This is a genomic window from Ureibacillus sp. FSL K6-2830 (genome assembly GCF_038004145.1).
In the GTDB taxonomy this organism is placed as follows: Bacteria; Bacillota; Bacilli; order Bacillales_A; family Planococcaceae; genus Ureibacillus; species Ureibacillus thermosphaericus.
Map to the genome: position 1 here is coordinate 2601681 of NZ_JBBOQR010000001.1, position 12771 is coordinate 2614451.

10 protein-coding genes are annotated in these 12771 nt (G+C 38.3%); 6 read left to right on the forward strand and 4 right to left on the reverse strand.

Annotated elements, in window-relative coordinates; translation table 11 throughout:
* Positions 1-17: 17 nt before the first annotated feature.
* On the forward strand, positions 18-1415 hold the full coding sequence (gene sufB, locus NSU17_RS12810; RefSeq protein WP_016838671.1) for a Fe-S cluster assembly protein SufB: 1398 nt from the start codon (positions 18-20) through the stop codon (positions 1413-1415).
* 1459 nt (positions 1416-2874) lie between these two features.
* On the opposite strand, the gene NSU17_RS12815 is transcribed toward sufB, so the two are convergent.
* The 4 genes from NSU17_RS12815 to NSU17_RS12830 all read right to left on the reverse strand — a co-directional run bounded on the left by NSU17_RS12815 (position 2875) and on the right by NSU17_RS12830 (position 6001).
* The gene (locus NSU17_RS12815; RefSeq protein WP_340705195.1) at positions 2875-3204 is read right to left on the reverse strand and encodes a transposase; all 330 of its coding nucleotides are present in this window, start codon (positions 3202-3204) and stop codon (positions 2875-2877) included.
* Positions 3205-3535: 331 nt separating this feature from the next.
* On the reverse strand, positions 3536-4132 hold the full coding sequence (gene cysC / locus NSU17_RS12820; RefSeq protein WP_340705196.1) for an adenylyl-sulfate kinase: 597 nt from the start codon (positions 4130-4132) through the stop codon (positions 3536-3538).
* 12 nt (positions 4133-4144) lie between these two features.
* Positions 4145-5284, reverse strand: coding sequence for a sulfate adenylyltransferase (gene sat, locus NSU17_RS12825; protein WP_340705197.1), 1140 nt, complete (start codon positions 5282-5284; stop codon positions 4145-4147).
* Positions 5285-5296: 12 nt separating this feature from the next.
* Positions 5297-6001, reverse strand: coding sequence for a phosphoadenylyl-sulfate reductase (locus tag NSU17_RS12830; RefSeq protein WP_340705198.1), 705 nt, complete (start codon positions 5999-6001; stop codon positions 5297-5299).
* 352 nt (positions 6002-6353) lie between these two features.
* Here NSU17_RS12830 and NSU17_RS12835 point away from each other — a divergent pair, with 352 nt between their 5' ends.
* The 5 genes from NSU17_RS12835 (at position 6354) to NSU17_RS12855 (ending at position 12717) form a co-directional block, all read left to right on the forward strand.
* A complete protein-coding gene (locus NSU17_RS12835) occupies positions 6354-7406 on the forward strand; it encodes a sulfate ABC transporter substrate-binding protein (RefSeq protein ID WP_340705199.1) in 1053 nt (350 codons plus the stop codon).
* Between the two features lie 174 nt (positions 7407-7580).
* Positions 7581-8423, forward strand: coding sequence for a sulfate ABC transporter permease subunit CysT (gene cysT, locus NSU17_RS12840; protein ID WP_340705510.1), 843 nt, complete (start codon positions 7581-7583; stop codon positions 8421-8423).
* 15 nt (positions 8424-8438) lie between these two features.
* Complete coding sequence (cysW, locus tag NSU17_RS12845) at positions 8439-9314, forward strand: sulfate ABC transporter permease subunit CysW (protein ID WP_340705200.1); 876 nt, start codon at positions 8439-8441, stop codon at positions 9312-9314.
* Positions 9315-9328: 14 nt separating this feature from the next.
* Complete coding sequence (locus NSU17_RS12850) at positions 9329-10399, forward strand: sulfate/molybdate ABC transporter ATP-binding protein (protein ID WP_340705201.1); 1071 nt, start codon at positions 9329-9331, stop codon at positions 10397-10399.
* Between the two features lie 1070 nt (positions 10400-11469).
* Positions 11470-12717 carry an RNA-guided endonuclease InsQ/TnpB family protein gene (locus NSU17_RS12855; protein ID WP_340705202.1) on the forward strand — a complete coding sequence of 416 codons (1248 nt, stop codon included), beginning with the start codon at positions 11470-11472 and terminating at the stop codon, positions 12715-12717.
* The last annotated feature ends 54 nt before the right edge of the window (positions 12718-12771 follow it).

A 12771-nucleotide genomic window follows, 5' to 3' on the forward strand; every position in this document is an offset into this window, starting at 1 on the left:
TGAACGGAGGAGAGAACATGGCAAAACAAATGCCGGATATTGGCGATTACAAATACGGTTTCCGTGATAAGGACGTTTCTGTATTCCGTTCAAAACGTGGATTAACCGAAGAAATCGTCCGTGAAATTTCAAAAATGAAAAATGAACCAGAATGGATGCTCGAGTCTCGCTTAAAGGCTCTTGAAATATTCTATTCAAAACCAATGCCACAATGGGGTGGCGACCTATCAGCTTTAGACTTCGATGAAATTACTTACTATGTAAAACCAACTGAAGCAACACAACGCTCTTGGGATGAAGTGCCTGAGGAAATTAAGCGAACTTTCGACCGATTAGGTATTCCGGAAGCTGAACAAAAATATTTAGCCGGAGTTTCAGCACAATACGAATCAGAAGTGGTTTACCACAATATGAAAAAAGATCTTGAAGAAATGGGAATCATCTTTAAAGATACAGATTCTGCTCTTCAAGAAAACGAAGAACTATTCAAAAAATATTGGGGAACAGTCGTACCAGCATCTGATAACAAGTTTGCTGCTCTAAATACAGCAGTTTGGTCTGGGGGTTCATTCATTTACGTTCCACCTGGTGTGAAAGTGGAGACACCTCTTCAAGCATACTTCCGAATTAACTCTGAAAATATGGGTCAATTCGAACGTACATTAATTATCGTTGATGAAGGTGCCCATGTGCATTATGTTGAAGGTTGTACAGCACCAGTTTATTCAACAAGCTCACTTCACTCAGCGGTTGTTGAAATCATCGTAAAGAAAAATGCTTATTGCCGTTATACAACAATCCAAAACTGGTCTAACAACGTATATAACTTAGTAACAAAACGTACAATCGTTGAAGAAAATGGTACGATGGAATGGATTGACGGTAATATCGGTTCAAAATTAACAATGAAATACCCTGCTTGTATCTTAAAAGGTGAAGGTGCTCGTGGTATGACGTTATCCATCGCATTAGCGGGTAAAGGTCAACACCAAGATGCAGGTGCAAAAATGATTCACTTAGCACCAAATACTTCATCTACAATCGTGTCAAAATCCATTTCAAAACAAGGCGGTAAAGTAACGTATCGTGGTATTGTCCGCTTCGGTCCAAAAGCAAGCGGTGCTCGTGCAAATATTGAATGTGACACATTAATTTTAGACAATGAATCTGCTTCAGATACAATTCCATATAACGAAATATTTAATGACAATGTATCCCTTGAGCATGAAGCGAAAGTTTCTAAAGTATCAGAAGAACAATTATTCTATCTCATGAGCCGCGGTATTTCTGAGCAAGAAGCGACAGAAATGATCGTTATGGGATTCATTGAACCATTTACTCGCGAACTACCAATGGAATACGCGGTGGAAATGAACCGTTTAATCAAGTTCGAAATGGAAGGTTCTATTGGATAAAACCAATAATATCAATATTATTAAGCGTTTGTGGGCAGTCGGAAAATACCGTCTGCCCACATTTTGGTGGTGCGCCCGGCATGTACATGAACTATAGGGTGTAAGTCCCGAACCCCGAAGACAGAAGTAGAGGTTAGCCAAGAGCAAGGGTGTCCGTGGTGACGCGGAATCTGAAGGAAGCTGGAGGCAAAACACCGGTCCGAGGAACACGAACCTCATATAAGGCTAGGTATGATTGAGTGAGTTTGCCAAACAAAACAAAGCTCTTTCTGTCGAAGGTCATATCGAGTAGATGAGGCGGATAGATGGTGTGAAAGTGCATGTACTTACCCGGGGAGGTCTGGCGGATATGTGAAGTACTCTTCATAACCTACTTAGTGATAAGTAGCTGAACCGTCAGAAGTCAGCAGAGGTCATAGTATTAGTTGGTTTAGAACTACTAAGAAGGACCGAACAATTAAGAGAGAATAGCCCTTGGCATTCAGTGAGTCATGATGAACACAGAAAACGTAGTACCTCACTTGAGGGAGGAAGCGGTGAATCCCGTGGGGGTCCTCTTGGAGGGTGGAGTGACCACTGGCATAAAGAGAACAGCTATTCACGGAAGTTATATAAAGACTTGCGTCAATCATCTTAATTGAACCGCCGTATACGGAACCGTACGTACGGTGGTGTGAGAGGACGGGAGTTAATCGCTCCCTCCTACTCGATCGCCCGGCATGTACATGAACTATAGGGTGTAAGTCCCGAACCCCGAAGACAGAAGTAGAGGTTAGCCAAGAGCAAGGGTGTCCGTGGTGACGCGGAATCTGAAGGAAGCTGGAGGCAAAACACCGGTCCGAGGAACACGAACCTCATATAAGGCTAGGTATGATTGAGTGAGTTTGCCAAACAAAACAAAGCTCTTTCTGTCGAAGGTCATATCGAGTAGATGAGGCGGATAGATGGTGTGAAAGTGCATGTACTTACCCGGGGAGGTCTGGCGGATATGTGAAGTACTCTTCATAACCTACTTAGTGATAAGTAGCTGAACCGTCAGAAGTCAGCAGAGGTCATAGTATTAGTTGGTTTAGAACTACTAAGAAGGACCGAACAATTAAGAGAGAATAGCCCTTGGCATTCAGTGAGTCATGATGAACACAGAAAACGTAGTACCTCACTTGAGGGAGGAAGCGGTGAATCCCGTGGGGGTCCTCTTGGAGGGTGGAGTGACCACTGGCATAAAGAGAACAGCTATTCACGGAAGTTATATAAAGACTTGCGTCAATCATCTTAATTGAACCGCCGTATACGGAACCGTACGTACGGTGGTGTGAGAGGACGGGAGTTAATCGCTCCCTCCTACTCGATCCCACGAAATTTATTTTTTTTTCTTTGTCAAATGGTGTTGGTGAATAAATGTTAGTGACATTATTTGGTAATGTGTAATCGGATGGCTTAGGGGAAATTCGAGGTTCCCCTAAGCTGTTTTTATTTTCGCTAAGCTTTGGGTAATGAATATTCGGTTTCTAAAGTGATAGAAGGATCGATAACCGAAAGAAATGCGTTTCATCACCTTGATTTTGTTATGAATCCCTTCTAAAATGCCGTTATTATAATCGTACTTTAGCGTATTCTCGATGTAATTGATGTATTTGTTGATTGTCTTGATGGCGGTTTTCATATAGCTGGAAACGATATTTTGTTTATTCTCTAATGTTTTCTTTAGGAGCTCAAAGTCTTTGATTTTGATGCAATGTTGCACGTATTTGAAAAAAGGAGTCATTGTAGCCATATTCGATATCAACACATTGGGTATTCCGCTATATTTCCACAACTTAATAAAATACCAAAAAACGTTAACGCTAGTTAATTTTTTCTATTGTAAACTTGCTTGTTTGGTTATTATTTGCATTTTTTGAATGAGGCAAGTCATATTCTTACACGTCTTCCCGTTTGGAATCCAAAAGTATCCACAGTGCGTTTGATTAGTTTACAAAAAATACCATATTCAAACAAATCACAGGGTTCTTTTTTAGATGAAATATATTGTGTATGTTTTACAAATAAAAACAGGGCAAAAGGTGCCCTGTTTTTTATATGATGGGAGTTTTCTATGAAGGATTATGGCGGATTGAAAGCTATTTGATATATCCTTTTTCAAGTAAAAATTCAATCAATTGATTTTTGCATTCCTCAATGGAATATTTTTCGCTGTCCACGACGATTTCCGGATTGTCCGGCGCTTCATAAGGGGCGCTGATGCCCGTAAAGTTTGGAATTTCATTATTTCGGGCTTTTTTGTACAACCCTTTCGGATCTCTGCGTTCACATTCTTCAATGGAGCATTGTACATACACTTCGATGAATTCATCGGCTTCCACAAGGGATCTGACTAACGCCCGGTCTTCTTTATACGGGGAGATGAAAGCCGTCAATACAATTTGGCCGCTTTCAACAAAGAGTTTGGATACTTCGCCAATGCGGCGGATGTTTTCCTTTCTGGATTGTTCGTCAAAGCCCAAATCTTTGTTCAGACCGTGGCGGATGTTGTCGCCATCGAGGACAAAGGATTGATTGCCCCGGTCAAACAATTCTTTTGCCAATGCGTTGGCAATGGAAGATTTTCCTGATGCAGATAAACCTGTAAACCAAATAATGAAGCTGTGGTGGCCATTTTTCTTTCGATAATCGGCTTTTATAATCGATGTATCGTGCCATACGATGTTTGAACTCATTGTAACAACTCCTTATGAATGAACTTCTTCACGAAGCCCACGAATTAAAACTTCTACTACTTCTTTGCGGCTGAATGTGCTTGGCGGAATTTCTCCATTGCACAACATTTCGCGCACTTTTGTACCGGATAAAATGATGCGGGTGGATGCATCATGCGGACATGTTTTGGTTGTGGCCATACCGTCACACGCTGTGCAATAGAAGCTGTGTTCAAATTTAAGCGGCGTGATGCCGATTTCTTCTGGAGTGAAGTTGTCAAACATTTTTTGTGCATCATATGTTCCGTAATAATTTCCGACACCTGCATGGTCACGGCCGACAATGAAGTGCGTGCAGCCGTAGTTTTTACGCACCAATGCGTGGAAAATCGCTTCCCTTGGTCCTGCATAGCGCATCGCTGCAAGGAATACGCCTAACTGCACACGGTCTTTTGGATAATATTTATCGAGCAATACTTCATAGCTTTCCATGCGAATTTTTGCTGGAATATCGTCTGACTTTGTTTCTCCTACTAAAGGATTTAAGAAAAGGCCATCCACGATTTCAAGAGCTACTTTTTGAATATACTCATGTGCGCGATGAACTGGATTTCTTGTTTGGAAGCCAACAACCGTTTTCCATCCTTTTTCTTCAAATAAAGCGCGTGTTTCTTTCGGATCGAACGTGTAGTCAGGGAATAATTTTTTTGTTTTCTTCACAAGCGTTACTTTTCCGCCAACATATACATTTGGACGTTCAAATAGTTTTTTCACGCCAGGGTGGTTTAAATCATCTGTTCCATATACATTTTTTGCTTCAATTGATTTATCGGGTGTGTAAATTTCATAAACTTCAATCGTACCGTATACTTCTCCATTAAATACTAATTTCGCTTTTTCACCAACTTTTAATGTAGCAGCAACTTCTTCTGTAACAGGTAATGTGATTGGAATGCTCCAAACAATTCCGTTAGCTAAACGCATGTTTTCGACAACACTTTTATAATCTTCTTGTGATAAAAATCCATCTAATGGACTGTAAGCACCTACTCCGATTAACTCCAAATCACTTAATGCAATTCCATCTAGAGGAATTTCTAATTGCAGATGCTCGTATTTTTCATTTGGGTTAAATCGATTAATTAATTCTCCACCGTGGGGTTGAATTGTCATTGTTCCATCCTCCTAATCAACATGTAATCCACATTCTGTTTTATTGAGACCGGCCCATCTTCCTGAACGCAAGTCATCCATTGTATAAGCTGGTTTTGTGCAATGAGCGCAACCAATACTCGGATACCCCTGGTCGTGAAGAGGGTTGTATGTTAGTTGATGTTTGCTTACGTAACGCCATACATCTTTCCATGTCCAATGAATGAGTGGGCATATTTTTATCGATTGAAATTTATTATCTTTGTTAATAAACTCCACATGTCTTCTCGTTTCAGATTGTTCACGGCGTAAACCAGATATCCATGCTTTTGCTCCTGTTAACGTTTCATGGAGAGGGATTATTTTTCGTATTTCACAACATTTATTCGGGTTAGTTTTCCAAAGTTCATCCCCGTATAATTTTGCTTGTTCTTCTAAGGAAATAGAAGGCCTCTTTAACTCAATATTTAATTGGGGATATTTTTCTTTAACTCTTTCAATTGTTTCATATGTTTCTTTAAAATGAACATCCGTGTCTAAAAACACAATGTTCGCATCAGGCTTTACTTTTGAGATTAGATCAATTAACACAATGCCTTCGATGCCAAAGCTACATGCGTAAATCACATCATTTCCGTAATGGTCATAGGTCCAATGTAAAACATTTAATGCCCCTTTATAAGTTTCATCCACTTCAAAATCTATCAATGAATCTTGCCATGTGTGATACGTTAGCATGCGTTTCCTCCTTTCAATAAAAAAGAGGCGTTTTAATGTAAACAAAAAAGAGAATTTACATTAAAACGCCTCTAGTGTTCTAGTCAGCGTATCAAGTTATAAAAATGTAATTTTATTTAAAGTATACTATTTTTATTGAATTTATCAATATTAAAAAATGATTTTTTAAAATTTTATAAAACCATGTTGACTAATAGGAAAAATTGGATTATTGTATGTTTCAAAGAAAAAGAATAATGGTTTCATTCGAAAACCGATCAGACAAACTGAAGGTTGCTTATTTATTCCTTGGATTAAAAGGGGAATGTAAGCAACCTTCTATTATTTTTATGAAAAGAAAAGGGAGAATGAGATGAGAAAAAAACTTTTATTAGGAATTGCCTTACTTATTTTATTGTTAGCAGCATGCGGCAAACAAGAACAGTCAAATGATAACGCATCTACAAACAACAATGCGAGCGAAAACAATACTTCTAAACCAGTTGAGTTGCTAAATGTTTCTTATGACCCAACACGTGAATTATATGAAGAATTTAATAAAGAATTTGCGGCTTATTGGAAAGAACAAACAGGTCAGGAAGTAACAATTCAGCAATCTCATGGAGGTTCAGGAAAACAAGCAAGATCAGTAATTGATGGAATTGAAGCGGATGTTGTGACGCTTGCATTAGCTTATGATATTGATGAAATAGGACAAACTCGCCAATTATTAAATGAAGATTGGCAAACAGAATTTGAAAACAATTCTTCACCATATACTTCAACAATCGTTTTTTTAGTTAGAAAAGGAAATCCGAAAAACATTCAAGATTGGGATGATTTAACGAAAGAAGGCATTTCGGTCATTACACCTAATCCAAAAACAAGCGGTGGTGCACGATGGAACTACTTAGCAGCATGGGCGTTTGCAAATAAAAAGTTTAATGGTGACGAAACAAAAATAAAACATTTCATGAAAGATTTATATAGCAATGTTGAAGTATTAGACTCGGGTGCACGAGGATCTACAACGACTTTCGTAGAACGTGGTATTGGTGATGTGTTAATCGCTTGGGAAAATGAAGCATATCTTTCTCTTGCAGAATTCGGGGAAGATGAATTTGAAATTGTGACACCTTCTTTAAGTATTTTAGCTGAACCACCAGTGGCAATTGTCGACAAAATCGTTGATAAAAAAGGAACTCGCGAAGTAGCAGAAGCTTACTTGAACTATTTATACAGCGAAAAAGGGCAAGAAATAGCAGCGAAAAACTTCTATCGCCCTCGTGATGAAAAAGTGTTGGAAAAATTTCAAGATCAATTCCAAACTTTAGAGTTAATTACTATTGATGAATTTGGCGGGTGGCAAGAAGCCCAGAAAACCCATTTCGCAGATGGCGGAACATTTGATGAAATTTATCAATAATACAAAATACATGCTTCTACGTAAAGTGTTAATTGTGGGATGAAATAAATGACGTTGAATAAACCGCCATCAATATCTGAACGGGAAGCATCATTTGAGAAAACTGAATTTTTCGAAATAAAAGCATAAAGGAGAAGTATGACTCCTCCTTTATGCTGAATCTTCATTATGGAGATGGTGAGAGTGGAATTATCATTAAAAAGAAGGAAAAAAACTATTATTATTCCTGGTTTTTCTTTGACCTTTGGATATACGATGCTTTATTTAAGCATGATTGTCCTATTGCCTTTATCGATGATTATTGTAAATACGCTATCAATGAGTTGGAGTGAATTTTACGAAACGATTACCCATCCTCGGGCAGTAGCCTCTTATAAATTAAGTTTTGGAACGGCTTTCGTTGCTGGATTAATCAATGTTTTCTTTGGAACGATGATTGCATGGGTGCTTATTCGATATGAGTTTCCAGGAAGGAAAATCATTGACGGTCTTGTTGATTTGCCTTTTGCATTACCAACGGCGGTTGCAGGGATTGCGCTTACAACACTGTATGCACCGAATGGTTGGATTGGGCAATTTTTTGATTTTAAAATTTCTTATACGCCGCTTGGGATTATTATTGCCCTCACATTTATTGGGTTGCCATTTGTCGTTCGAACGGTGCAGCCAGTCTTGCAAAATTTAAGTAAAGAAGTAGAAGAAGCTTCAGCCAGTTTAGGGGCAACTAGATTCCAAACATTTGTGAAAATAATTTTACCTGAACTATATCCAGCAATGATTACAGGTTTTTCGTTAGCATTTTCTCGAGCTCTTGGTGAATACGGATCCGTCGTATTTATTGCTGGGAATATGCCGATGAAAACGGAAATTACTCCGCTTATTATTATGACGAAGCTTGAACAATACGATTATGTTGGTGCAACAGCAATCGCAATTGTCATGTTATCGGGTTCGTTTATCATCCTGCTATTTATTAATTTCATTCAATGGCGAATGAATAGGAAATTTTATCATTAATGAGGAGGGCAAGTAATGACCAAACCATTGGAGGTAAAACAAGAAGTGCCCGTTGTTACAAGAACAACCAGCAACTCTTATTTTTTGAAAGAATCAGCAATTGTAAAGTGGTTATTGATTACGATTTCATTCCTTTATATAAGCCTATTTTTAATACTTCCGTTGATTTCGATATTTGTCACTGCCTTCGAAAAAGGTTGGGAAACGTATATTGCATCGATTGTTCATCCAGATGCACTAGCAGCAATTAAACTAACTATTACCGTTGCACTGATTGTCGTACCATTGAACGCGATTTTCGGAATTGCAGCTGCTTGGTTGATTACGAAGTTTTCTTTTAAGGGAAAAAATTTATTAATTACGCTTATTGACTTGCCATTTGCCGTCTCCCCAGTAATTGCAGGTTTAATTTTTATTTTACTTTTCGGTGCTCAAGGATTGTTTGGTGAATGGCTCTTTGAACATGATATTAAAATTGTCTTTGCATTACCGGGCATCATCCTTGCTACATTGTTCGTGACATTTCCCTTTATTGCAAGGGAGCTGATTCCTTTAATGCAAACACAAGGAGTAACTGAGGAAGAAGCTTCTATTTCGCTGGGAGCAAGCGGGTTGAAAACTTTTCTCTATGTCACGTTGCCAAATATTAAATGGGGATTATTGTACGGCTTAATATTATGCAATGCCCGGGCAATTGGTGAGTTTGGCGCTGTTTCTGTTGTATCTGGGCATATTCGAGGATTAACTAATACAATGCCGTTGCATATTGAAATTTTATATAACGAATATCAATTTACAGCGGCTTTTGCTGTCGCTTCCATCATGTCAGTGTTAGCGATTATTACAATCATTATTAAAAATATTGTTTCATGGAAAGCTAAAGTTGTGTAAGGTAGGGGGAGCTTATGAGCATTCAAGTAAAAAATGTATCAAAATCTTTCGGCTCATTTCAAGCGTTGAAAGATATTTCAGTTGATATCGAATCTGGTGAATTAATTGCACTATTAGGCCCCTCTGGATCTGGGAAAACCACGCTTTTACGTATTCTTGCAGGCTTAGAAGGGCTTGATGAAGGAGCAATCTATTTTGATGGCGAAAATATTACAAATGTAAGTCCAAAGGAGAGAAAAGTCGGTTTTGTTTTCCAACATTATGCGTTATTCCGTCATATGACTGTGTTTGAAAATGTTGCATACGGATTAAAAGTGCGTCCGAGAAAAACGAGACCTTCCAAGCAAGAAATTGCAAAAAAAGTTAATGAATTATTGGAGCTTGTTAAACTTCAAAACTTTCAAGAACGATATCCTTCACAACTTTCTGGTGGTCAGCGGCAACGAGTTGCATTAGCGAGAGCACTTGCAGTCGAACCGAAAGTATTATTGCTCGACGAACCGTTTGGCGCTTTAGACGCAAAAGTGAGAAAAGAGTTGCGAAGGTGGCTGCGCCAACTGCATAATGAGTTTCACGTGACAAGCATTTTTGTTACCCATGATCAGGAAGAAGCACTTGATGTGGCGGATCGCATTATTGTCATGAATAATGGAAAAATCGAGCAAATTGGTACACCAGATGAAGTATATGAGAACCCAAAAAGTCCTTTTGTTTATGACTTCTTAGGAAACGTAAATATTTTTCGTGGACGTTTACAAAATGGAAAGCTAAGACAGGGGCAATTTGAAATCAGTGCTCCAAATTATCTTGATTCCCATGATGAGGCAGTTGGATATGTTCGTCCTCATGACATTCAAATTGAAAAAGAAAAAGTTGACAACGAAACAGTTGCCGCAAAAATCACGTTTATTCATATCGTTGGTCCAACTGTACAAATAGAATTAAAAAGGGAAGATAATGGTGAATTTTTAGAGGCTGAATTCACAAAGGAACATTATAAAAATTTAGAAATTCAAAAAGGGGATATCGTGTATGTTCGCCCTAAACAATTAAAAGTATTCATACCGGAAGATTTCTCAATATAATCGTTGTAATTTTATAGAGCAATTAATAATTTCTATCCGACGAGAAAACTAGAGGCCATCTAAGTAGCAATTGCTATTTTATGGTCTTTTATTTTTGCTAAATACGCTTTAGTTGGAAAGCGTCAAATTGAATTATAGTTAAGAGTAAAAAATGCGCTTATTCAATCATCCTATTTAATGAGTGTAATCATCCGTTCCCAAATTTCTTGAGACATGACCAAAGTAATCAAATTGGAAAGAGTTCGATTTGCGTATTGTTTAATCGAACTTTTTGGTGCGCCTGGCATGGGTGTAATCTATAGGGTGAAAGTCCCGAACTGTGAAGGCAGAAGTAACAGTTAGCTTAACGCAAGGGTGTCCGTGGTGACACGGAATCTGAAGGAAGCGGGCGGCAAACTTAGGGTCTCTCGGAACACGAACTTCATATAAGGCTAGGTATCATTGGATGAGTTTGCCAAACAAAACAAAGTCCTTTCTGCCAAAGGTGGTACAGAGTAAATGAAGCAGATAGATGGAAGGAAAGATTACATTCTTACCCAGGGAGGTCTTGCGGATACGTGAAGTACATTTTATAACCTACTTAGCGATAGGTAGCTGAACCGTCAGAAGTCAGCAGAGGTCATCGTATTAGTTGGTGTAGAACCACTAAGAAGGACTGAACAATGAAGAGAGAATAGCCCTTGGCATTCAGTGAGTCATGATGAACACAGAAAACGTAGTACCTCACTTGAGGAAGGAAGCGGTGAATCCCGTGGGAGACCTCTTGGAGGGTGGAGTGACCACTGGCATAAGAAGACAAGCTATTCACGGAAGTTATGAAAACTTGCGTCAATGATCTTAATTGAACCGCCGTATACGGAACCGTACGTACGGAGGTGTGAGAGGACGGGAGCTAATCACTCCCTCCTACTCGATTATAATCGTTTATCCGGTAATTAGGCGAGAAGACTCCCACTTCAACGAAGCGAAGCGGAATAAGTGGGAGATGAATCGCCTTAACTATATTTTGCTGAAAATAGGATAGATTCAGTAAAATATAGTATCATATAGTTAGATGGGAGGTGAAAAAAATGTATTTTTGTATCAAACAACAGCTAAATGGTTTAACCAAAGAAGAATACTTGACTCTTCGAGAACTGTGCCGTATTGCCAAGAACATATACAACGTCGGATTATACAATGTCAGACAATACTATTTTGAACACAAGGAATTTCTTAATTATGAGAAAAACTATCATCTTGCCAAAACGAACGAAAACTATAAGCTGTTAAACAGCAACATGGCACAGCAAATTTTAAAAAAGGTTAATGAAGCTTTTAAATCTTTCTTTGGCTTAGTAAAACTAGCCAAACAAGGCAAATATGACTACAAGGCTATCAGTATCCCAAAATATCTTAAAAAAGATGGCTTTCATTCACTAATCATTGGTCAAATTCGTATAGACGGCAACAAATTCACGATACCGTATTCGAATCTGTATAAAAAGACTCATAAGCCTATCACGATAACGATTCCGCCTGTGTTACTTGACAAAAAGATTAAGCAGATTGAAATCATTCCTAAGCATCATGCTAGGTTCTTTGAGATTCAGTATAAATATGAAATGCCTGAAGATCAAAGAGAATTAAATGACCAAAAAGCACTGGCGATTGATTTAGGATTAAATAATCTTGCCACTTGTGTCACATCAGACGGCAGATCGTTCATCATTGATGGGCGGAGATTAAAAAGTATTAATCAATGGTTTAACAAAGAAAATGCCAGACTTCAAAGCATTAAAGATAAGCAAAAAATCAAAGGTACAACTCGTAAACAAGCTTTGCTTGCTATGAATCGCAATAATAAAGTTAATGATTATATCAACAAGACTTGCCGTTACATCATAAACTACTGTATTGAAAATCAAATTGGCAAACTTGTCATTGGCTATGCTGAAACATTGCAACGCAATATTAATCTAGGAAAAAAGACAAATCAAAACTTTGTCAATATTCCTCTCGGTAATATAAAAGAAAAACTAGAATATCTTTGTGAATTTTACGGCATTAAATTCTTCAAACAGGAAGAATCATATACGTCCCAAGCCAGCTTTTTTGACGGCGATGAGATTCCTGAATATAATGCCGACAATCCAAAAGAATATAAGTTCAGTGGCAAACGTAATAAGCGAGGTTTGTATCGAACAAAGTCCGGCAAACTAATCAATGCTGATGTAAATGGCGCACTAAACATCTTAAAGAAAAGTAAAGCTGTAGACCTGAGTGTCTTATGCTCTAGCGGCGAAGTGGACACGCCTCAAAGAATAAGGATTGCTTAAAGCAGTCAAACTTCTTTGGAAGCCCCCACTTCAAATTTTCGCTAGAAAATTAAG

Coding starts and splice junctions, on each gene's coding strand:
- sufB (WP_016838671.1), top strand. CDS start 18: ATGGCAAAACAAATGCCGGATATTGGCGATTACAAATACGGTTTCCGT.
- cysC (WP_340705196.1), bottom strand. CDS start 4,132: ATGAGTTCAAACATCGTATGGCACGATACATCGATTATAAAAGCCGAT.
- sat (WP_340705197.1), bottom strand. CDS start 5,284: ATGACAATTCAACCCCACGGTGGAGAATTAATTAATCGATTTAACCCA.
- NSU17_RS12830 (WP_340705198.1), bottom strand. CDS start 6,001: ATGCTAACGTATCACACATGGCAAGATTCATTGATAGATTTTGAAGTG.
- NSU17_RS12835 (WP_340705199.1), top strand. CDS start 6,354: ATGAGAAAAAAACTTTTATTAGGAATTGCCTTACTTATTTTATTGTTA.
- cysT (WP_340705510.1), top strand. CDS start 7,581: ATGGTGAGAGTGGAATTATCATTAAAAAGAAGGAAAAAAACTATTATT.
- cysW (WP_340705200.1), top strand. CDS start 8,439: ATGACCAAACCATTGGAGGTAAAACAAGAAGTGCCCGTTGTTACAAGA.
- NSU17_RS12850 (WP_340705201.1), top strand. CDS start 9,329: ATGAGCATTCAAGTAAAAAATGTATCAAAATCTTTCGGCTCATTTCAA.
- NSU17_RS12855 (WP_340705202.1), top strand. CDS start 11,470: ATGTATTTTTGTATCAAACAACAGCTAAATGGTTTAACCAAAGAAGAA.